This window comes from Acidiluteibacter sp. (assembly GCF_055129545.1).
Map to the genome: position 1 here is coordinate 153,150 of NZ_JBSRUB010000009.1, position 20,665 is coordinate 173,814.

23 protein-coding genes are annotated in these 20,665 nt (G+C 35.3%); 11 read left to right on the forward strand and 12 right to left on the reverse strand.

Annotated elements, in window-relative coordinates:
* Positions 1-143 precede the first annotated feature (143 nt).
* The 6 genes from pyk to ACTB0X_RS04385 form a co-directional block, all read right to left on the reverse strand.
* Positions 144-1,574, reverse strand: coding sequence for a pyruvate kinase (gene pyk / locus ACTB0X_RS04360; RefSeq protein ID WP_463023771.1), 1,431 nt, complete (start codon positions 1,572-1,574; stop codon positions 144-146).
* 15 nt (positions 1,575-1,589) lie between these two features.
* The gene (locus ACTB0X_RS04365; protein ID WP_463023772.1) at positions 1,590-1,997 is read right to left on the reverse strand and encodes an IPExxxVDY family protein; all 408 of its coding nucleotides are present in this window, start codon (positions 1,995-1,997) and stop codon (positions 1,590-1,592) included.
* A gap of 72 nt (positions 1,998-2,069) precedes the next feature.
* Positions 2,070-2,786, reverse strand: a complete 717-nt coding sequence (gene rnc / locus ACTB0X_RS04370) for a ribonuclease III (protein ID WP_463023773.1) — start codon at positions 2,784-2,786, stop codon at positions 2,070-2,072.
* Complete coding sequence (gene fabF / locus ACTB0X_RS04375; protein WP_463023774.1) at positions 2,787-4,040, reverse strand: beta-ketoacyl-ACP synthase II; 1,254 nt, start codon at positions 4,038-4,040, stop codon at positions 2,787-2,789.
* Positions 4,041-4,054: 14 nt separating this feature from the next.
* On the reverse strand, positions 4,055-4,291 hold the full coding sequence (locus tag ACTB0X_RS04380) for an acyl carrier protein (protein ID WP_463023775.1): 237 nt from the start codon (positions 4,289-4,291) through the stop codon (positions 4,055-4,057).
* Between the two features lie 79 nt (positions 4,292-4,370).
* Complete coding sequence (locus ACTB0X_RS04385; RefSeq protein ID WP_463023776.1) at positions 4,371-5,039, reverse strand: nitroreductase family protein; 669 nt, start codon at positions 5,037-5,039, stop codon at positions 4,371-4,373.
* Between the two features lie 78 nt (positions 5,040-5,117).
* On the opposite strand from ACTB0X_RS04385, the gene purN reads away from it, so the two are divergent.
* The 3 genes from purN to ACTB0X_RS04400 all read left to right on the forward strand — a co-directional run bounded on the left by purN (position 5,118) and on the right by ACTB0X_RS04400 (position 7,808).
* The gene (purN, locus tag ACTB0X_RS04390) at positions 5,118-5,690 is read left to right on the forward strand and encodes a phosphoribosylglycinamide formyltransferase (protein WP_463023777.1); all 573 of its coding nucleotides are present in this window, start codon (positions 5,118-5,120) and stop codon (positions 5,688-5,690) included.
* Positions 5,691-5,751: 61 nt separating this feature from the next.
* Positions 5,752-6,195, forward strand: a complete 444-nt coding sequence (locus ACTB0X_RS04395; RefSeq protein ID WP_463023778.1) for a deoxycytidylate deaminase — start codon at positions 5,752-5,754, stop codon at positions 6,193-6,195.
* 2 nt (positions 6,196-6,197) lie between these two features.
* Complete coding sequence (locus ACTB0X_RS04400; protein WP_463023779.1) at positions 6,198-7,808, forward strand: S41 family peptidase; 1,611 nt, start codon at positions 6,198-6,200, stop codon at positions 7,806-7,808.
* A 106-nt stretch (positions 7,809-7,914) separates the two neighbouring features.
* On the opposite strand, the gene ACTB0X_RS04405 is transcribed toward ACTB0X_RS04400, so the two are convergent.
* Positions 7,915-8,148, reverse strand: a complete 234-nt coding sequence (locus ACTB0X_RS04405) for a hypothetical protein (RefSeq protein WP_463023780.1) — start codon at positions 8,146-8,148, stop codon at positions 7,915-7,917.
* Between the two features lie 363 nt (positions 8,149-8,511).
* Between ACTB0X_RS04405 and ACTB0X_RS04410 the strand changes: the two genes are divergently transcribed.
* Together ACTB0X_RS04410 and ACTB0X_RS04415 are read left to right on the forward strand one after the other, a co-directional pair.
* Complete coding sequence (locus ACTB0X_RS04410) at positions 8,512-9,117, forward strand: superoxide dismutase (protein ID WP_463023781.1); 606 nt, start codon at positions 8,512-8,514, stop codon at positions 9,115-9,117.
* Complete coding sequence (locus ACTB0X_RS04415) at positions 9,118-9,549, forward strand: TM2 domain-containing protein (protein WP_463023782.1); 432 nt, start codon at positions 9,118-9,120, stop codon at positions 9,547-9,549. It abuts the gene before it with no gap.
* A gap of 107 nt (positions 9,550-9,656) precedes the next feature.
* On the opposite strand, the gene ACTB0X_RS04420 is transcribed toward ACTB0X_RS04415, so the two are convergent.
* The 5 genes from ACTB0X_RS04420 to ACTB0X_RS04440 form a co-directional block, all read right to left on the reverse strand.
* On the reverse strand, positions 9,657-10,328 hold the full coding sequence (locus ACTB0X_RS04420; protein ID WP_463023783.1) for a hypothetical protein: 672 nt from the start codon (positions 10,326-10,328) through the stop codon (positions 9,657-9,659).
* Positions 10,329-10,762: 434 nt separating this feature from the next.
* On the reverse strand, positions 10,763-11,242 hold the full coding sequence (locus tag ACTB0X_RS04425) for a hypothetical protein (protein ID WP_463023784.1): 480 nt from the start codon (positions 11,240-11,242) through the stop codon (positions 10,763-10,765).
* A 265-nt stretch (positions 11,243-11,507) separates the two neighbouring features.
* A complete protein-coding gene (gene glmS, locus ACTB0X_RS04430) occupies positions 11,508-13,346 on the reverse strand; it encodes a glutamine--fructose-6-phosphate transaminase (isomerizing) (protein WP_463023785.1) in 1,839 nt (612 codons plus the stop codon).
* A gap of 10 nt (positions 13,347-13,356) precedes the next feature.
* Positions 13,357-14,691 carry a DUF4270 domain-containing protein gene (locus ACTB0X_RS04435; protein ID WP_463023786.1) on the reverse strand — a complete coding sequence of 445 codons (1,335 nt, stop codon included), beginning with the start codon at positions 14,689-14,691 and terminating at the stop codon, positions 13,357-13,359.
* Complete coding sequence (locus ACTB0X_RS04440) at positions 14,691-15,518, reverse strand: glycogen/starch synthase (RefSeq protein ID WP_463023787.1); 828 nt, start codon at positions 15,516-15,518, stop codon at positions 14,691-14,693. Before ACTB0X_RS04440 ends, ACTB0X_RS04435 begins: the two co-directional genes overlap by 1 nt.
* 136 nt (positions 15,519-15,654) lie before the next feature.
* On the opposite strand from ACTB0X_RS04440, the gene panC reads away from it, so the two are divergent.
* From panC to radA, 6 genes are all read left to right on the forward strand, one after another.
* A complete protein-coding gene (gene panC, locus ACTB0X_RS04445) occupies positions 15,655-16,503 on the forward strand; it encodes a pantoate--beta-alanine ligase (RefSeq protein ID WP_463023788.1) in 849 nt (282 codons plus the stop codon).
* Positions 16,504-16,515: 12 nt separating this feature from the next.
* Positions 16,516-16,866 carry an aspartate 1-decarboxylase gene (gene panD, locus ACTB0X_RS04450; RefSeq protein ID WP_463023789.1) on the forward strand — a complete coding sequence of 117 codons (351 nt, stop codon included), beginning with the start codon at positions 16,516-16,518 and terminating at the stop codon, positions 16,864-16,866.
* Positions 16,867-16,871: 5 nt separating this feature from the next.
* The gene (locus tag ACTB0X_RS04455) at positions 16,872-17,873 is read left to right on the forward strand and encodes a lysylphosphatidylglycerol synthase transmembrane domain-containing protein (RefSeq protein ID WP_463023790.1); all 1,002 of its coding nucleotides are present in this window, start codon (positions 16,872-16,874) and stop codon (positions 17,871-17,873) included.
* Positions 17,857-18,360, forward strand: coding sequence for a D-glycero-beta-D-manno-heptose 1-phosphate adenylyltransferase (gene rfaE2 / locus ACTB0X_RS04460; protein WP_463023791.1), 504 nt, complete (start codon positions 17,857-17,859; stop codon positions 18,358-18,360). The genes ACTB0X_RS04455 and rfaE2 overlap by 17 nt, the downstream gene beginning before the upstream one ends.
* Positions 18,361-18,424: 64 nt before the next feature.
* Entirely contained in the window at positions 18,425-19,282 is an 858-nt protein-coding gene (locus tag ACTB0X_RS04465) for a tetratricopeptide repeat protein (RefSeq protein WP_463023792.1), read from the forward strand.
* Positions 19,283-19,294: 12 nt separating this feature from the next.
* Positions 19,295-20,665, forward strand: coding sequence for a DNA repair protein RadA (gene radA / locus ACTB0X_RS04470; protein WP_463023793.1), 1,371 nt, complete (start codon positions 19,295-19,297; stop codon positions 20,663-20,665).

The following is a 20,665-nucleotide window of genomic DNA, read 5'->3' on the forward strand; positions in this document are numbered from 1 at the left end:
ATATCAAATTCTACTGAAGCCTTTTATTTGCAGGGGAATCAGTGCTTTTAACCGATGAAAGATTAAAGTTTGGATAAAGTAAAAGCCCATTGCTAGTTGTTTCTAACAATGGGCTTAATATTAAATTAACCTTTTAATACACTTTAGTCAACAAAACTTAACTTCAGCATATTCGATTGGCCCTTATCTGAAATTGGCATACTAGCCAAGTTGATGATGAGGTCTTTTTCTTTTACAAATCCATTTTTCTTTAGAATGAATTTAATGTCTGCAATGGTGTGGTCAGTACTTACGAACTTATCGTAATAGAAACCCCTAACTCCCCAAACTAAACTTAACGTATTCAACAGAGAATGATTCCCTGTAAAGGCATAAGTTCCTGCTTTTGGACGGAAACTAGATATTTTGATCGCCGTGTATCCAGAGTGAGTCATGGTTACTATGGCTTTTGCATTCACTCGTGCTGCTAATCTACCTGCATTAAAGCAGATAGAGTCAGAGATAAAGCGCTCATCTTCAATTGAAGTGGGTAACGTTTCTTGGTGGTAAATACTTTCTGAAGTTTCCATTTGCTCAATAATTTTCACCATGGATTCAATTACTTGCAGCGGATAAGCACCAACAGATGTTTCGCCTGATAACATCACTGCATCGGCACCATCTAAAACGGCGTTAGCTACATCATTTACTTCAGCTCTAGTCGGGCTAATGTTAGTAATCATGCTTTCCATCATTTGAGTGGCGATAATTACTGGCTTAGCAGCAACTAAACATTTTTTCACAATGTCTTTTTGTACTAAAGGAACTTCTTCCATAGGAATTTCTACTCCGAGGTCACCTCTAGCTACCATGATTCCATCCGTTTTAGCGATGATGTCATCGATGTCGGCCACCGCTTCAGGTTTTTCAATTTTTGCAATAACTCTTGAAGTTTTTCCTTTCGACTTAATAATGTGTTTCAACTCGATGATGTCTCTTGCGCTTCTCACAAAGGAAAGTCCAATCCATTCAACATTGTGCTCAATTGCAAACTCCAAGTCAATTCTATCTTTTTCGGTTAAAGAAGGCAATGAAACTTTCGTATTTGGGAGGTTCACTCCTTTTTTGGAAGACAAAACACCACTATTTAAAATCTCAGCAACCGCTTCATCTTTTTGATTCGTTGAGATAATTTTCATTGCCAATTTCCCATCATCTATCAAGATTCTCTCACCAACTGCAACGTCTTTAGGAAATTGATCGTAGTTGATGTATACTTTAGATGCATTACCAACAATTTTGTTTGTCGAGAATGTAATTTGATCGCCTTTTGTGATGTTTACAGAACCATCTTCTATTTCACCAATTCGAATTTTAGGTCCTTGTAGATCAGCTAATATTGCGGTGTGGTAACCGTTTTCTTTGTTTATTTCTGCTACTCGTTGAATCACTTTCAAGTGATCTTCATGGCTTCCATGAGAAAAGTTAATTCGACAAACGTTTACACCAGCCTCTATAATTTGCTTCAACATTGATTTTGAAGAAGTTACAGGTCCGATGGTCGCAACGATTTTTGTTTTTTTATCTGATTTCATAATTTTAATAATTGACTAAAAGATTAAATTTCTTTTAGATTTAAGTTCTTCTACTTTAATAGTATAAGCTTTTAAAACAAGCTTTATTTCATTTATTTTTTTAAGTATTTCTTTTTCATCGTGCTGTAGTCCTTTGATGAGTAAGAAATAATCTGAAAGCTTTTCTTCCGGCACCAAATAACCCATCGAGCCTCGATTGGACAATAAATAGTATTCAGTGTAATTTTCATCATCAATAAATGAATAGAATGAAAATTCCGCAAAGCCTTCTTTTAATTTAATCTCCAGATTTTCTTCTTTTATAAAGTCGAATCCTAAGGTTCTATCTAGCTCAAATGATAGTCGATAATCTTTAGAGTGGCAACTAATTCCGAATAGTTCAAAATCGAAATCTTCTTCTAACTCTAATGTAATTTTACCCATGACCACAATGCATTTCGATGACAAAGTTAATCAATGTATAATGGATAAGAAGTAGGCGGTTTTAAATTGGTGTTAAATTTTAAAACCACGCTCAAAAAACACTTGAGAAGCTTGTTGTTCAGCTTGTTTCTTTGTGTTTCCTTTACCTTCACAAATGGGTCGTTCATTGATATAAATTGTGGCGACGTAGTAATTGAATGTGTCGTTTTCCATCAACTTTACATCGAAAACCAACACCTTTTTTTCTTTTTGGGCTGCAATGATAAGTTTGCTTTTGAAATCACTTTCTAACGTCAATAGAGCATCCATGTCTACATGATCTGAAATGATTCGTTCTACTACAAATTTACGAGTCAGTTCATAACCTTTGTCTAAATAGATGGCACCAATCAATGCTTCTAGGGCATTCCCATAAACGGACTTTGCATTGACTACTCCATCTGATATTTCTAAAAATGTATCTAAGTCTAGCTTTATAGCCAAATCATTAAGAAAGGTTCGGCTTACCATTCTCGATCGCATTTTTGTTAGAAAGCCTTCACCTTTATAGGGAAATTTGAGAAAGAAATAGTCTGCAATAATTGCATCTAAAATAGCATCACCAAGAAACTCTAGTCGTTCATTGGAATTTTTTATTCCATTGCCGCTTTCCTCTGCAGCTGACTTATGTCTAAACGCTTGTTCATACAACTCAATGTTTCCAGGTAGAAATCCTAGAATAAGTTTGAGGGTTCGGTACTTATTTTTCTCAGGAAGAAAAAAATATTTTATACCCCGAAATAAGCTCAATTAGCCATTGTATTTTTTGAAAATTGCAGAAGCATTATGCCCACCAAAACCAAATGTATTGCTTAATGCAGCATTTACAGTTCTTTTTTGTGCTTTATTGAAGGTGAAATTCAACCTAGGGTCAAATTCAGGATCGTCAGTAAAGTGGTTAATAGTTGGAGGAATAATGTCATTTTTAACCGCCAAGATAGATGCAATAGCTTCAATCGCTCCTGCTGCACCTAGTAGGTGGCCGGTCATAGATTTTGTAGAACTAATGTTCAAGTTGTAAGCATTTTCACCAAATACTTGTCGAATAGCTTTTGTTTCTGCAATGTCTCCAAGCGGAGTGGAAGTACCATGCACATTAATATAATCAATATCAGCAATGGTTAACTCAGCATCAGCCAAGGCATTCTTCATTACATTAAGCGCACCAAGACCTTCTGGGTGAGGTGCTGTAATGTGGTGTGCATCAGCAGACATACCGCTTCCGATAACTTCTGCATAAATTTTAGCACCACGAGCAATTGCATGCTCATATTCTTCTAATATCAATGCACCACTACCTTCTCCTAATACAAAACCTTCTCGGCCTAAATCAAACGGACGAGATGCCGTTTTAGGATCATCGTTTCTGGTTGAAAGGGCATGCAATGCATTAAAACCTCCAATACCTGCTTCATTTACTGCTGCTTCAGATCCTCCAGTTATGAAAGCGTCTGCCATTCCTAATCGAATGTAATTGTATGCATCAATAATTGCATTGGTAGAGGAAGCACAAGCAGATACAGTTGTGAAATTAGGCCCCCGGAAATTATATTTCATCGAAATATGTCCAGGGGCTATATCTGCTATCATTTTTGGAATGAAAAACGGATTGAAGCGAGGAGTTCCATCTCCAAGAGCGAAATTAATACACTCATCTTGGAAAGTTTTAAGTCCACCAATACCTGCACCCCAGATTACTCCAACTCGATCAGAATTAATTTTCTCTACGTCAATACCACTATCTAAAACTGCTTCATCAGCAGCAATCAATGCGTATTGAGCAAATAGATCCAACTTTCGGTGATCTTTTTTGTCAAAATAATTATTAGGATCATAGTTTTTTAGCTCACAAGCAAACTGTGTTTTAAACTTGGAAGCATCAAACTGTGTAATTGGAGCTGCTCCACTCACTCCATTGATCAAACTAGTCCAATAATCTTGGATGTTGTTTCCAATAGGGGTAAGGGCTCCTAGGCCGGTAACTACTACTCGCTTTAATTTCATTCTAAAAGAAAAAATTACTTTGCGTTCTCGTCAATGTATTTAATTGCTTCTCCTACTGTACCAATTTTTTCAGCTTGGTCGTCTGGAATAGCAATGTTGAATTCTTTTTCGAATTCCATAATTAATTCTACAGTATCCAAAGAGTCAGCGCCAAGGTCGTTGGTAAAACTTGCTTCTAGTGTAACCTCGTTCTCATCTACACCTAATTTGTCTACTATAATTGCTTTTACTCTTGATGATGTATCTGCCATTGTTTTAAGTTTTTTATTGTTTTTACAAGCTGCAAAGAAAAAAGTAATTCGTGCAATATCAAAATTTATTTTCGAAATTTCATTTGTAAGATACGACAAAATCCTCTAATTGTTTGCGCTCGATTCTTGGAACGCTTGCACCCACCGCAGGATAGCCAATTGGTATGAGCAAAAAAGGTTTTTCATTTATTGGACGATTTAACAATTGTGTTAAAAAATTCAAAGGACTTGGAGTATGGGTTAATGTGGCTAGTCCGGCTTGATGCGCAGCAGCTATAAATAGTCCGGCAGATATTCCAACTGATTCGTTTACATAGTAATGCTTATTTTTTTGATCGTCATTCATACCGTAAGTCTGTTTAAAAATGACAACTAAATAGGGAGCAATTTCAAGAAAGGGCTTTTCCCAGTTGGTTTCAAAAACGGCAAGATCATTCAGCCATTCTTCACTCATTCTGCCATTGTAATTGTCAAATTCTTCTTTTTCTGCCGCTTTTCTTATTTTAGATTTCAATTCTGAATTTGAGACAATGCAATAAGTCCATGGTTGTTTGTGTGCTCCTGAAGGTGCCGTAGAAGCTGTTTTTACGATGTTTTCAATCACTTCTATTGGAATTTCTTCATCTGAGAAGTGTCGAATGGACCTTCTTTTGTTCATCATTTTAAAAAATGAATCACTCTTTTCCAGCATTTCATTGGATTGAATTTTTTCGTATTCAAATGGAATATAATTACTTGATTTGGACATTGCTTTTGTTGAATTAATTATTCAATTAAATTGTCACATTAAAACTACTAATTTGAAGTATTTTTGCACTAAAAAGTAATGACGAAGATCGCAGTTTTTGCTTCTGGTAGTGGGACAAATGCCCAACAAATCGTTCAATTCTTTGATAATTTAGAAATTAAAGTAGTGTTGTTTGTGTCGAACAAAGAACAATGTGGTGCGCTTGCTCGAGCAGAAGCTTTGGGGATTCCAAGCATTGTTTTTACTAAAACTCAATTTACTCAACCAAAAGATATTATTCAGTATTTAAAGGATCGGCAGATTGATTTTATTGTTTTAGCTGGGTTTTTACTAAAAGTATCACCTGAATTAATTGCCGCATTTCCTGATCGAATCATAAACCTTCACCCTGCTTTATTGCCTAAATATGGGGGAAAAGGGATGTACGGAATACATGTGCACGAAGCTGTACTTTCCAATAATGAAAAAGAGAGTGGCATTACCATTCATTTAGTGAATGAGAATTACGACGAAGGGAAGATTTTAAAGCAAGTTTCAATTGAAGTCGCTAAAAACGAAACTACAGAGTCGCTAGCGTTGAAAATTCAGAATTTGGAACATGAAAACTTTCCAAAAGTTATCATGGATTATATTTCATCTTTTAACAATTAATACATTTCCATTCATCATATTTATGCTGGTATAATTATTAGCATCCTTATTTTTGTCAATTATGAAAATACAATACAACAGCCACTCCAAACAAATGCGATATGATAAAGCATATTTGAAAATGGCGAAGGAGTGGGGAAGTTTGTCGTATTGTAAGCGAAAGCAAGTGGGTGCTTTAATCGTAAAAGACAGCATGATTATTTCCGATGGATTCAATGGCACGCCGACAGGGTTTGACAATTGCTGCGAAGATGAAAATGGAGATACTCAATGGTATGTATTGCATGCAGAAGCAAACGCCATATTAAAAGTTTCAAAGTCGGCCAATGATTCTCGAGGAGCTACGTTATACATTACACTTTCGCCATGTAAAGAGTGCAGTAAATTAGTATTGCAAGCAGGAATCACTCGAGTGGTCTATATAAATTCATACAAAGACGATAGCGGTTTAAAATTTTTAGAACAAGCCGGAGTAGAAACTGTTCAACTTTCAGACTTAGATTAAAAATGGATAATAAATACAAACGAATAGTTCTCTTTTTACCGCTTTTATTGGCTTTGGTGCTAGTTGGCGGTATTTTCATGGGAAAACAAATGGCTTCCGGTAGTAAAATGGGATTGCCATTTCAGCCAGACCTTAGTAACTCTAGCAAGTTGGATCAAGTAATGTCTTACATTGAAAACGACTATGTGGACACCATTGATCAAGATGAATTGTTAGAAACTACGATTAGTGAATTATTACAATCTTTAGATCCACATTCTTATTACATTCCTGTAGAGGATTATAAAGCGATGAATGACCCGTTAGAGGGGAATTTTGATGGCATTGGGGTGGAGTTTAGAATTACGGATGATACTATTATGATTGTGAATCCAATTGGTGGAGGACCTTCTGAGAAATTAGGAATTATGGCTGGCGATAGAATCGTGAAAGTGGATACTTCTTTAGTAGCAGGAGTTGGTGTGGATAATCAACGGGTGATGAAGTTGCTGAAAGGACCTAAAGGAACAAAGGTAAATGTGTCTATTCATCGACCTGGAACAGTTAAATTAATTGATTTTACGATAACTCGAGATGAAATTCCCTTGCACAGTGTGGAGTCAGCTTATATGTTGAACAATGAAGTGGGTTATATAAAAGTGACTCGTTTTGCCAAAAACACACATGAAGAATTTTTGGAAGCTGCCAATACGCTCAAGAAAAAAGGGATGAAAAGTGTGGTGATCGATTTGAGAAATAATGGAGGTGGATTTTTAACTTCAGCTACTGAAATGGCAGATGAATTTCTACCGAAAGGGAAAATGATCGTGTATACGAAAGGTAAAGCTAGATCTAAAGAAGAATTTTATGCTACCTCAAGAGGAAGTTTAGAAGACATTAAAGTGGCCGTTTTAGTGAATGAAAACTCGGCATCTGCGAGTGAAATATTAGCAGGAGCTATTCAAGATAACGACAGAGGGCTGGTTGTAGGAAGACGATCTTTTGGGAAAGGGTTGGTGCAAGAAGGGATACAATGGCCCGACGGTTCTGGAATTCGTTTGACTGTAGCTCGATATTATACCCCAACGGGTAGAAGCATCCAAAAATCGTATGAAAAAGGAATTGATGCTTATAATAGTGAGGCTTATGAACGGTTTACCTCAGGAGAATTACAGTCTAAAGATTCCATTCACTTTGTAGATTCTTTGAAGTACACTACCCCCGGCGGTAAAGTTGTATATGGTGGTGGTGGAATTATGCCTGATTTGTTTGTTCCAATAGATACAATTGGGGCAAGTGAATATTTTGGTCAGTTGAATTACCGTGGATTATTTTATCAATTTGGATTTGAGTATACCGACAAACACCGAAAAGAGATTTTAAATCAATACAGTAATGGGGAGAACTTCTTAAAGAAATTCTCAATTTCTAGTCAATTGATGAATGAGTTTATTGCTTATGCTGCCGAAAAAGGAATTGATAAAGATGAAGCAGGCTTAAAAGAATCAGTTGACTTAATAAAGAATAGACTGAAAGCGACAATAGGACGAAATTTATATGGCGATGAAGTTTTTTATCCGATTGTGAACTCCACAGACATTACCATTACTAAAGCAGTAGAGGCTTTAAAATAGTATTCTACTATTCTATGTATTTGAAATTTAATTTCAAATAACGTTAAAACACAAAAAAGCCGATTCAAATCAATTGAATCGGCTTTTTACTTAAGATCTTTCGATATTAGTTGGTAGCATCTTGAACTGCATCACCAGCTTCTTGCATTGTAGAATCTGCTGACTCAGCTGCATCTTCCATAACTTCACCAGCTTCATCAGCTGCATCTTCCATAGACTCGTCCATTTCGTTGATCATTTCTGATGCTTCTTCTTGAACGTCATTTTCTTGGTTAGCGTTACCACAAGAGTATAAACCCATAGCTGAAACTAACATCATTGCTGCGAATAATTTTTTCATTTTGTTGTGTGTTAAAAAACGGTTAAAAAATTTTTGCAAATATAGATAAATTAACATAGCAACAAAAAATTGTATAATTTATTATTTTTATCCAATATTATCTATAAATATATTATAATCAAATTATTACATCTTGTATTATTTGAAGTATTCAACCTTGAGTATTAAAATTTGCAGAATTACTGCACTTAGAAGTTGCACAAGCAATAAGTTTTTAATTAGAATGCGTTTAGAAGTGTTACTTTAAGTAAATATTAATGTTCGTTAATAGCGTTCAAATATGTGTTTCCTAATTTTTAATTATCTGCTCTTAGTCTTACCTTTGAGTTCAATCAACAATTAATAATTTAAAACAGTTATATTATGTCATTTGAGTTACCAAAACTACCTTACGCATACGATGCGTTAGAACCACATATCGATGCAAGAACTATGGAAATTCACCACAGTAAGCATCATAACGGATACACTACCAATTTAAACAACGCAATTGCAGGAACAGAATTGGAAGGGAAATCGATTGAGTCGATTTTAGCAAACATTTCAAAGCATTCAGCTGCAATTAGAAACAATGGTGGTGGATTTTACAATCATTCACTATTTTGGAACATTATGGGTCCAAATGCAGGTGGAACTCCAACAGGAAAAATCGGTGACCTAATCAATTCTAGTTTCGGTTCTTTTGAGGCATTTAAAGATGAATTCTCTAAAGCAGCTGCTACTCAGTTTGGTTCAGGATGGGCTTGGTTATGTGTAGAAAGTGGAAAGTTAAAAGTATGTTCTACTCCAAACCAAGACAATCCTTTAATGGATGTAGTAGAATGCAATGGAACACCAATTTTAGGAATTGATGTTTGGGAGCACGCTTATTACTTAAACTACCAAAACAGAAGACCTGATTACATCAATGCATTTTTTAATGTAGTGAACTGGTCAAAAGTGGAAGAAAACTTAAATAAAGCTTCTTAATTGAAGCCTATTTTTAGAATTATATTGCCAATCATAATTGGCTATTTTACAGCAGGAAAAGCAATCGCTTCTCCTGCTGTTTCTATTTCGTACAAACAGTTTCAGTTGATTCAATCAGAGTTGGAAACACAATTGGATGCTGAATTGAGTCAATTCACCCGATTGGCTAGCGATGCTTCTCCGTTGATTCCAAACCTAGAGGAAGAAGTGAAATACAAAAAACTAAAGGCTATTCTACTAGGTGTAGCTTTAGGGCACTTTGGCGTACATCGCATTTATTTAGGAACCAAGCCAAATGTTCCCATTGCCTATTCCCTCACACTTGGTGGTGGGTTTGGGTTAATTCCATTAGTGGACGTTATAGCGCTTATCGCTACCAAAGACATCAGTCAGTACGAGAATAACGATCAGTTTATAATGTGGATGAAGTAGGACGGATAGCTACGTTGAAAAAATTACAAGCAATCTCCTTTTCTATTAACATTATATATTTAACAGTGCTATTCTGTTTAATTTTTTGAATGTGCTTTAGGAAAATATTACTTTGCTTCTTTACACCAGAACCAAGCTTCTTCCAGAAGCCAACTTTTAGGTTGTGGTCTTTCCTTTACTGATACAAATCGAGCAGGCAGATATTGCAGTTTATCATTTTTAGAATTAGTTGGAGTTGTTTTGTTGATCTGTGATTTTGCCGGTATTCTAATTATAGCAGTACGGTTAATAATTTTATACCATACTTCATTAATTCCCCATACTCTTGACGTTTCTCCAGCTTTTGGTCGAAAAATACATTGTGCTTTTATAGTATCTCCTTCAATAATATACCTACCCCATTTTCGACTGTTGTAGAAATAAGAAGCTTCTATACTTTCATTTTCCTCAATTATTGTTTTAAAAAAAAGGGGCATGGAATTATTATCCATGACTTGACCATTATTGTCAAGAGGGAAAAAATTAAAAACACATAGCCCATTTTCATAGAATAGGATATTAAAGTATGAGGTATCTTCATTCATAGAGGAATATCCAATATTTTCAAATGACTCTGCAATAACATAATATCCATCTATTTTCAACAAAGAGTCAATTCTTGTGTCGTTACCATCATAGCAATAAGTAAATCTTTCAGATATATAATCAGGAATATCCTTTTGTACACCACATGAGATTAACAGAATCAATACAGTTATTCGTAAGAATTTTATTACCATAAAGAATGTTTATTATTATAGCCTGATTTCATATATAGACCTCTACTTGGCAGAATGTTCTTGTAAGCAGAATGTTCCGCAGGTGTTTATAACCCTGCGGAATGAATTGGTTTTTAGAATACTATTCATCTTAAAGATCTTTACTATTTAAGTTAAAAGTACTAACTTATCTATTTCGTTTAATTCCAAATGATTCTTTTTTTTGATAAATATGTCTTCCAACTAAACATTTATCCGTGGTAGATCGATTTGACTAATTTTCTTTAATTGTGTGTTTTACAACTTACTTGATTGTTATAAGATAACTAATAAAATCCTACTTCGAATCCCGAAGGATTGCAAATGCCTTCGGAGTATCCCGCGAAGCAAGGTTAAGGTATAGTTGAGATGAAAAATCGTTTATAATGGTGATTTCTGTTAATACAATTTTATTCCTATTGCTTATTTGTAATTATTAAACTGTCTGATTTATATGGATAAGTTCTAAGAATTTCTTCATCCTTTGATAATAGCTTTCTCCTTTTCAAAATTTTAGTTAATCCTTTGGGAATTTCTTGATCTTCGATAGTATAAATAATTGGTGAATTCAGCTCAAAATCCTTTCTACCAATTAAATTTCCTATGTAATAGCAGTTGTTAGATTTAAATTCTAATACACCAAAATAATCTTGATAAACGTTATCTGTTGTGTTAAAAGCTGGAATACCTTGAAAATAGAATAAACGATATTTTCCTTCAGGTATATTCTCAATAACAGAATGTCTTTGCTTAAATATTGAAAGCATTTTAGAAAAATAAATATCTCCTGATTCTAGGTTTACTAGTCCAATTTCCATCCCATAAGATGCTCCACCTCTGGAAATCACCTTTCCTGAAATTGAAATAGTAACATTGTGTTGGCTAATTAATTCCATTTTACTTATAAAGGAAAGGAGAAAAATAAACAATTTGAATATCATATTTACCATGTTCTACCGAATAAATTTAAGTGATTGGGGTGGTGGCGATCAGCTCCGCTGGGTTTGCAACCCTGCGGTATACTACAATAAAATTCCTCCGTCCAATTAGTTACTTATTATATAACACTTAAAGATATGAAAATTAGGATCGACTTCATTTCTATTCACAAAAAAAGGAGCTGATAATTCAGCTCCTTTTACATTCTATATTGTTTGTTTTTTATTCTACCGTTACACTCTTGGCTAAATTACGAGGTTGATCTACGTTGCATCCTCGCATCACAGCTATGTGATAAGATAACAGTTGTAAAGGAATCACTGTAATCAACGGATCAAAGAAGTCGTCAACATCAGGAATTTCTATCACATGGTCAGCGATTTCTCTCACAGCGGTATCACCTTCAGTAACTACCGCAATAATTTTTCCATTTCTAGCTTTTACTTCTTGGATATTGCTCACTACTTTCTCGTAAGAGTTTTTCCTAGTCGCAATGGCTACCACTGGCATATCTGCATCAATCAATGCAATTGGTCCGTGTTTCATCTCTGCTGCAGGATATCCTTCTGCATGGATATAGGAGATTTCTTTCAACTTTAATGCCCCTTCTAGTGCGACAGGGAAGTTAATTCCTCTACCTAGATAAAGGAAATTCTTAGCTTCTTTATAGATGTCAGAGATGTATTCAACGACTGCGTTTGTTTTCAATACTTTCTCCACAACATTCGGAATGTTGTTCAACTCTAATGACAACTCTCGATATCTACTTTCGCTAATAGACCCTTTTTTCTTGGCCAATGTCAATGCCATTAGTGCCAAAATAGTCACTTGAGCGGTAAATGCTTTAGTCGATGCCACCCCAATTTCTGGTCCTGCATGAGTATATGATCCTGCATCTGTTGCGCGTGCTATTGATGAACCAACTACATTGCAAATTCCATAAATCAATGCACCCTTTTCTTTCGCAATTTCTAAAGCTGCTAAAGTATCAGCCGTTTCACCAGATTGTGATATCGCGATAACGATGTCATCAGAATTGATGATCGGGTTTCTATATCTAAACTCTGAAGCATATTCCACTTCAACAGGAATTCTTGCTAAAGACTCAATCATGTATTCACCAACCAAGCCAGCATGCCAAGAAGTACCACAAGCTACAAATATGATGCGCTTTGCATTCATAAATTTGTGCTCATACTCTTCAATACCGCCCATTACGACTTCGCCATTGATTGTATTTAATCTTCCCAACATACTATTTCTAATCGATGTTGGTTGCTCGTAAATTTCTTTTAACATGAAATGTTCGTATCCACCTTTTTCAATGGCTTCAATTTTCATTTCCAACTCTATTGTATTTGCTGTCTTTTGTTGGTTCTTGATATTGGTCAATTGAATTTTTTGGCCTTTTGTCAAAACTGCAATGTCTTCATCTTCCAGATAAAGTACATTTTTTGTGTATTCAATGATAGGAGTCGCATCAGAAGCAACATAAAACTCACCCTCACCAACTCCGATAACCAACGGGCTACTTTTCTTTGCTACGATTAAAGTATCAGGATCATCTTTAGATAAAATCACGATCGCATAAGCACCAATTACTTCCTTTAGAGCTAACTGAACGGCAGTCAATAATGAGCATTTCTCAATTTTCTTAACTTCTTCTATTAAGTGAATTAAAACTTCAGTGTCTGTTTCACTTGAAAATTGATGTCCTCTATTGATTAATTCCTTTTTTAATGAATCGTAATTTTCAATAATTCCATTGTGGATTAAAGCCAATTCACTATCACCCGACATATGAGGATGAGCATTCACATCATTAGGAGCACCGTGTGTGGCCCAACGAGTGTGTCCAATTCCTATTTTTGATGATACATCTTTTCCTTCGGTATGTTTCTCTAATTCAGAAACCTTTCCTTGTTTTTTATAAAGATTAATTGAGGATCCTAAAAGTGCTACTCCTGCACTATCATAACCTCTATATTCTAATCTCTTGAGTCCTTTTATTAATATTGGATAAGCTTCTCGCTCTCCAACGTAGGCAACTATTCCGCACATATAATTCGTTTTATTCGGTTGTTGAATAAGTCAAATTTAACTTTATTCCTTCTAAATTACTTACTTGCTTTTGAATTATGACCCTTTCTGCCGAAACAGATGTTCCAGAGATAATTAGATAAAGTCCGTAGTCCGTTTTATTTTTATTTACAACATTGTGAATGTGTCTTGAAATATTAAATCGATAGTCCTTTGTTTCATCATTATAAACACCACCATAATAATCTTCACCAACAAAAAAGTCAGGTAAAAATGTTCCTGCTCCAGAAGAGTCTGCTGCAATCAAAATTACTTTATTGGGATAGCCAAACTGATTAATTGAACCTTGTACAACAGGAATAATAATTTCAGCTTGATTAATAATGGGTTTTTGAATTTGTTCAGTAATATTCTTGATAAATGGGAATTTTATTAAAGTCTTTACACCAGCCATTGTTTGCGAATATGACACATTAGTATCTTGAGCTGTTCCATTTAAAACTTGCTCCATTAAACTTCCGGAATAATCTTGTTTAAAATTACAAAATCGTTGGTCGTCAGTTGTAATAGAAAATCGTACTAATTTAGGTACTGCACTTCCACTGCTAATGTCTGTATAATATATGTAAAGGCCTGTAATTATAGAAGTTGGATCGAAATAGGTGATGGTGCCACGAGTAGTAGTATTGTTACTTAATGAAGTTGTTTTGATGTGAATCCCTTTAAAAAATGCTTTAAAGTTATCTTGAGTACCGAAAGTTGATTTTCCTGATTCATTTAAAAATCGCTGTCCTAAAGCATTGTCAAGTTTAATTCGAAGTTGTGGGGCAAATGCATTTCCTCCAACATAGATACTATCAAGGGAAGGAGTAAAAACTTTTGTTCCTAATGGGGTAGAATTAAATGCGATAGAGTCATTAGAGTAGTACCCAATGTCATCATTCATATCCTCCGTAAGTTCAAATATTTCAACAGTTTGAGGCTCTTTGTTTCCATAAATCTTCGCATATTTGAATGCAAAAACCACAGAGTCTACTGTTAGATTACTTGGAACACCAAAGTCTAAATTTGTTCCCACCATGGACATTCTAGAAAAGAAAGAGGATTTAACTTCTCCAAAAACTGAATCGTGGTAAATCCCAACTAAGGCCACGCTAGTCTTACTTGATAGAATAGAGTCATCTTTTACAGTATATGACCTAATTGTTGAAGAGTCATTAAAGTAAATATTGGAGTTATTTTCTTCGAAATCAGGTGTTAGTTTACCATCTTTTTTGCAAGATTGGATAAAAAGGCCTAAAAAAAAGAGAGCGGAAAGTAACTGTACTTTCCGCATGGTGCTTTTTGAAAATATGTGCTGTTTCATTATTCTGCTAAAACTTCTTCTTCTGTTAAAATTTCATCATAAAAAGCAGAGAAAGCTTCCACATATCGGTCTTCTGAATGGTAGGTTAGAAAGGGTTTACCTGATTCTTCCGCAAATTTTGCAATTTCTTCAGACGTTTCTTCCGAACCAATAATAGAAGCATCAGCCCATGTGATAGCTGCTTTAGTGATGTTCTCATGTGTAGGATCTGCGTATAGAGCTACATCTTTTTCTTCAATTCCTTCCATTAACGACTTTTTCGCAAAAGAATTGTCTAACGTTTCATTAAAGTCGTCGTCATATGCTGAATAAACCACTTTTGTATTCTCGAACAATGGTTCGTCTTTGTATGACGTTTTCAAAAACATTGGAATTAAACTAGTCATCCAACCATGGCAATGAACGATATCTGGAGCCCAACCTAATTTTTTTACTGTTTCTAGAACACCTCTACAAAAGAAGATTGCTCTTTCATCATTGTCTTCAAAAAACTTACCTTTTTTATCTACAACGCCTGCTTTTCTATGAAAAAAGTCTTCATTGTCAATAAAATAAACTTGCATTCTTGCTGGTTGGATAGAAGCCACTTTAATAATCAATGGATGATCATTATCATTGATGATTAAATTCATTCCGGAAAGACGAATTACCTCATGAAGTTGATTTCTTCTTTCGTTAATAGATCCGAATCGAGGCATGAATGTTCTTATCTCTTTTCCTTTTTCTTGTATTCCTTGTGGAAGGTATCTTCCTATTTTTGATATTTCAGTTTCTTCAGTGTAAGGGGTAATTTCTTGAGAGATAAAAAGTATTCTTTTCTTAGTCATAAAAGATAGATTAATTAACGAAATCGATACAAAAGTACGAATTTTATTGCGATTTTTCAACATTGGGATTACCTTGCCCCACTTTTTCGATGGCTCTAAAAGGTTAATTTTAAAGGATTTTTATAATAAATATTCAATGATTCAACAGTTCACATCCGCAGAAATGCTCCATTCTTACTTATTGGATCAGAAAAGTAAGGGAATCCGTATTGGCTTTGTACCAACGATGGGGGCATTGCATAGTGGTCATATTAGTTTGATTACACGTGCTATGTCGGAAAACGATTTGGTAGTTTGTAGTATTTTTGTAAACCCAAAGCAATTTAACAATCCGGATGATTTAAAAAAATATCCCCGAACAATAGAGTCCGATTTAGAGCTGCTTTCTAGCGTAGGTTGTTCTGTTGTTTTTACGCCATCAGTTGATGAAATTTATCCCACTGAAGTGAACAAAGTCTATGATTTTGGTTCATTGGGTGAGGTGTTGGAAGGGGAACATCGCCCAGGTCATTTTAACGGAATGGCCATTGTAGTGAAACGATTGTTTGATATTGTAATTCCCGATAAAGCTTATTTCGGGGAAAAGGATTATCAACAACTTTTGATTGTTAAAAAACTAGTTGAAATAGAACAAAAATCCATTGATATCGTTGGATGTCCAATTAGCAGAGAACCATCAGGTTTGGCGATGAGTTCTAGAAACAAATTACTCTCTGAAATTCAAGCTAAAGATGCCGCTATAATCTTCAAACAATTGACTGAAATTTCTGCAAATTATTCTGCTGTAAATTCATCACAATTGATAGAAGATGCCATTCAAACCATTAACTCTTATCCACAGTTCGAAGTAGAATACTTAGAAGTAGTCAATCGAAATAGTTTGTTAAATCCTTCAAATAAAGACGATAATAAGGAGTTGCATCTTTTTATTGCCGTTAAAGTAGGATCTATTCGGTTAATCGACAATTTACCGATTATTGTTTAATTTTGCGCCCTTATGCAAGTACAGGTTTTAAAATCCAAGATCCATAGAGTAAAGGTTACTCAAGCTGATTTGAATTATATCGGAAGTATTACCATTGATGAAGATTTGATGGATGCAGCCAATATGATAGAAGGCGAAAAGGTTCAAATTGTTAACATTAACAATGGAGAACGGCTAGAAACATACATTATAAAAGGCTTGAGAGGTTCAGGTGAAATATGCCTGAACGGTCCTGCAGCGCGAAGAGTTGCTGTTGGCGATATTATTATCATTATTTCCTATGGAATTATGGAGTTCGAAGTGGCTAAAACTTTTCGACCTTCGGTTATCTTTCCAGATGAATCCACTAATCGATTAAAGTAATTCTTTTGAAGAAGCACATCATCACTTCCCTTAAATTAGCTGTCCCATTAGCTTTCGGAGTTTTTCTTATTTGGTATGTATACAATGGACTAACTCTGGATGAGCGAGATAATTTATCATACTCATTCACTCATGCCAATTATTTCGTACTTATTTTATCTGTGTTATTTGGCATTCTAAGTCATGTTTCACGAGCTATCAGGTGGAAATATACCATTGAGCCGTTGGGTAAAACTCCGGGATTTTGGAATAGTTTTTTTACGGTTATGATTGGATATATTGCCAACTTGGCTTTCCCGCGATTAGGAGAAATTACCAGGCCCGGTTTACTAGCTAAATATGAAGATATTCCTTTTCACAAACTACTTGGAACAATTGTAGCTGAGCGAGTAGCCGATTTAATCATTTTAGGATTAATTACAGTAACCGTTATTTTAATGGAGCTAGACATGCTTGGAGAATTGTTGAGCGAAACAATTGCTCAAGGTGGAGATAAATTTTCTTTAGAGAAACTATTCTTAGTGGGTGGTGTTTTGGTTGCAGGTGGTGTAGTCTTCTTGTTTTTATTGATGTCAAAGTCCAAAAATCCCATTCTTGTAAAAATTCGGGAATTGGTAAAAGGAATTTGGGAAGGAGTGAAGTCCATTGCAACAATGAAAAAGAAAGGGTTGTTTTTATTACATACTGCCTTCATTTGGATCATGTATTTAGCCATGCACTATGTTTGTTTTTTCGCATTATCAGACACGGCTGATGTCCCTATTGCAGGTGTCCTGGCTTCGTTTGTTTTAGGAGGACTATCAATTGTTTTTGTTCAGGGCGGTATTGGTGTTTATCCAATCGCAGTGATGAAGACATTGACTTTATATGGAGTCGTAAAAACTTCTGCGTTGGCATTGGGTTGGATTATTTGGACCGCTCAAACTTTAATGATAATAGTTTTGGGTGTGATTTCAATTATATTAATTCGTGTCATTAATCAGAAAAAAGATGTTGCAACAAACTGAAATTATTTCTAGTAAAATTAAATCGCTCGACCAAGTTTTAAAACTAGTGAAGGTGTGGCGATTGAAAAACCAAAAAGTAGTGTTTACTAATGGTGTTTTTGACATTTTACATCCTGGACACATTTCCTATTTGGCGAAAACAAAGGACTTGGGAAATAAACTCATTTTAGGTTTGAACTCAGATGAATCTGTCAAAATGTTGAACAAGGGACCTAATCGACCTATACAAAATCAGCAAGATAGAGCATTTCTTTTAGCCGCATTATCGATGATAGATGCTGTTGTTATTTTTAATGAAGAAACACCTTACGAGTTAATAAAAGCCATTGTTCCGGATGTATTGGCAAAAGGGGGTGATTATAAAGTAGAACAAATAGCTGGTCATGACATTGTGCTGGAAAATGGGGGCACAGTAGAAATTATAGACTTTTTAGAGGGTCATTCGACTACTTCTATTGAACAAAAAATAAAGCAATTCAAAGACTAATCTATTATTGATTTACGGTGCTTTTTCTTAGATTCGTAGGATATAACCACAACTCCTCGATTCGATGAAAAGGAATATTATTCTTACCATTACAGCAGTTTCATTTTTCTTAATAGTCAATCAGTCAACTGCACAGACAACACTAGAATCTGCCCAAAAGCAGTATGATGCTGGCTTGTTTGATAAGGCTGAATCAATATTAATGGCGGATTTAGAATCCCACTCAAAAGATGCAGCCTACTTGAAGTTATTGGCTGACTCTAAACACAAACAAGATAAATTTTCAGAAGCGGTAAAACTATACGGCAAAGCCATAAAATACGATGATGAGAATGCTTTATTGTTTTTTAGTAGAGGAGCAGCACTGGTTTTTCTTGCAGAGTATAAGGAGGCTCTTTCTGATTTGAATACTGCAATAAAATTGCAACCTGATTCAGCAGAAATGTATTATTACAAAGGCTATTGTTTGGCTGAATTGTTTAGGTATAATTCGGCCATACAAGCCTATAGTAAAGCAATTTCTTTAAAGCCAGATTATGCTGCTGCAATATACAATAGAGGTGCTGCAAAAGGTGAGTTAGATCGCTATGAAGAAGGGATGGCCGACTTTAAGACTGCCTTGGACAAGGATCCAGAATTGGTAGATGGTCAAATTAATTTAGCCTTAAGTCACTTGGGAATGAAAGAATACGAGACTGCGATTAAAGGTTTTGACGAAGTGATAAAATCTAGAGATAATAATTTAGGGAAAGCCTATTTTTATCGAGGAGAAGCAAAGTATGAATTGGGAAACAAAGAAGAGGCTTGTAATGATTACAAAAAAGCATTGAATTTGGGTTATACAACTGCTGATATCAACATAAAGAATCTATGTGGATCGAATAAGAAAAGCAAACGAAGAGATATTGATATTACATTTTAAACTATTAGTTGAGTGGCGAAGTTAAAGAAGGCATTTTTTTGTCAGAATTGTGGGATGCAATCCCCTAAGTGGGTTGGGAAATGTACTTCTTGTGGAGAATGGAATACTTATGTAGAAGAAATCATTCAGAAAGAGGCACCTGCAAATAGTGTAGGTTCCTTAATAACATCCAAAAGAACGATTAAACCAAAACGAATTACTGATGTAGAATTCAGTGAAGAGAGGCGATTTCCGCTCACCGATGGAGAATTGAGCCGTGTTTTAGGTGGTGGTTTGGTGCCAGGATCTTTGATTTTGTTTGCCGGAGAACCGGGAATCGGTAAATCTACTTTGCTGTTGCAATTGGCAATGCAGATGAAGGGGATTAAAATCGTGTATATTTCTGGTGAAGAAAGTGATCAACAGATAAAAATGCGCGCGGAGCGAATTGGGTCATTGAATGAAGAGTGTTATCTGTTTACTGAAACTTCGATGCAAAACATTTTAATGCATTTAGCAGAGTTGGAAGCAGACATAGTTATTGTTGATTCCATCCAAACTATACATTCACAATTAATTGAATCATCTGCTGGAAGTATCTCACAAATTCGTGAATGCACCGCAGAGTTGATGCGATTTGCAAAAGAAACGGCTACTCCTGTATTTTTAATTGGTCACATTACTAAGGATGGTACTATTGCTGGTCCAAAAGTGTTGGAGCACATGGTGGATGTTGTGCTTCAGTTTGAAGGTGATCGAAACTTTATGTATCGATTATTACGAGCTCAAAAGAACCGATTTGGTTCAACCAATGAGTTAGGAATCTACGAGATGAATAGCATGGGGTTAATGCCCATTCACAATCCTTCAGAGTTGTTGATTGGTAGTCGGGACGAACCTTTAAGTGGATCTGCAACTGCAGCAACGGTAGAAGGAATCCGACCTTTACTCATCGAGGTACAAGCGTTAGTAAGCAGTGCTGCTTATGGTACACCTCAGCGTTCTTCTACTGGATTTGATTTGCGTAGATTAAACATGCTTTTGGCTGTGTTGGAAAAACGGTGTGGATTCAGATTGGGAATTAAGGACGTCTTTTTGAACATAGCTGGTGGGATTCGTGTAGATGATCCCGCAATAGATTTAGCGGTGATTAGTGCGATTTTATCCTCTAGTGAGGATATCAATATTAATTCAAAATTTGCCTTTGCTGCAGAGATTGGACTTTCCGGAGAGATTCGACCTGTCAGTAAAATCGAGCAGCGAATCATGGAAGGCCAAAAATTAGGCTTTGAAAAAATATTCCTTTCGAAGTATAATAAAAAGGGAATTGAACAGAAGAATTATAAAATTGAGTTGGTTTTTGTAGCGAAAATCGAACAGGTATTTGAATTATTGTTTGGTTAA

Bases quoted from the DNA above. Each gene is read 5' to 3' on its own strand.
- purN (WP_463023777.1), top strand. From the start codon at position 5,118: ATGACGAAGATCGCAGTTTTTGCTTCTGGTAGTGGGACAAATGCCCAA.
- ACTB0X_RS04425 (WP_463023784.1), bottom strand. From the start codon at position 11,242: ATGGAATTAATTAGCCAACACAATGTTACTATTTCAATTTCAGGAAAG.
- ACTB0X_RS04440 (WP_463023787.1), bottom strand. From the start codon at position 15,518: ATGACTAAGAAAAGAATACTTTTTATCTCTCAAGAAATTACCCCTTAC.
- ACTB0X_RS04420 (WP_463023783.1), bottom strand. From the start codon at position 10,328: ATGGTAATAAAATTCTTACGAATAACTGTATTGATTCTGTTAATCTCA.
- ACTB0X_RS04410 (WP_463023781.1), top strand. From the start codon at position 8,512: ATGTCATTTGAGTTACCAAAACTACCTTACGCATACGATGCGTTAGAA.
- glmS (WP_463023785.1), bottom strand. From the start codon at position 13,346: ATGTGCGGAATAGTTGCCTACGTTGGAGAGCGAGAAGCTTATCCAATA.
- fabF (WP_463023774.1), bottom strand. From the start codon at position 4,040: ATGAAATTAAAGCGAGTAGTAGTTACCGGCCTAGGAGCCCTTACCCCT.
- ACTB0X_RS04465 (WP_463023792.1), top strand. From the start codon at position 18,425: ATGAAAAGGAATATTATTCTTACCATTACAGCAGTTTCATTTTTCTTA.
- ACTB0X_RS04365 (WP_463023772.1), bottom strand. From the start codon at position 1,997: ATGGGTAAAATTACATTAGAGTTAGAAGAAGATTTCGATTTTGAACTA.
- pyk (WP_463023771.1), bottom strand. From the start codon at position 1,574: ATGAAATCAGATAAAAAAACAAAAATCGTTGCGACCATCGGACCTGTA.
- ACTB0X_RS04400 (WP_463023779.1), top strand. From the start codon at position 6,198: ATGGATAATAAATACAAACGAATAGTTCTCTTTTTACCGCTTTTATTG.
- ACTB0X_RS04435 (WP_463023786.1), bottom strand. From the start codon at position 14,691: ATGAAACAGCACATATTTTCAAAAAGCACCATGCGGAAAGTACAGTTA.
- panC (WP_463023788.1), top strand. From the start codon at position 15,655: ATGATTCAACAGTTCACATCCGCAGAAATGCTCCATTCTTACTTATTG.
- ACTB0X_RS04380 (WP_463023775.1), bottom strand. From the start codon at position 4,291: ATGGCAGATACATCATCAAGAGTAAAAGCAATTATAGTAGACAAATTA.
- ACTB0X_RS04385 (WP_463023776.1), bottom strand. From the start codon at position 5,039: ATGTCCAAATCAAGTAATTATATTCCATTTGAATACGAAAAAATTCAA.
- rfaE2 (WP_463023791.1), top strand. From the start codon at position 17,857: ATGTTGCAACAAACTGAAATTATTTCTAGTAAAATTAAATCGCTCGAC.
- panD (WP_463023789.1), top strand. From the start codon at position 16,516: ATGCAAGTACAGGTTTTAAAATCCAAGATCCATAGAGTAAAGGTTACT.
- ACTB0X_RS04395 (WP_463023778.1), top strand. From the start codon at position 5,752: ATGAAAATACAATACAACAGCCACTCCAAACAAATGCGATATGATAAA.
- ACTB0X_RS04405 (WP_463023780.1), bottom strand. From the start codon at position 8,148: ATGAAAAAATTATTCGCAGCAATGATGTTAGTTTCAGCTATGGGTTTA.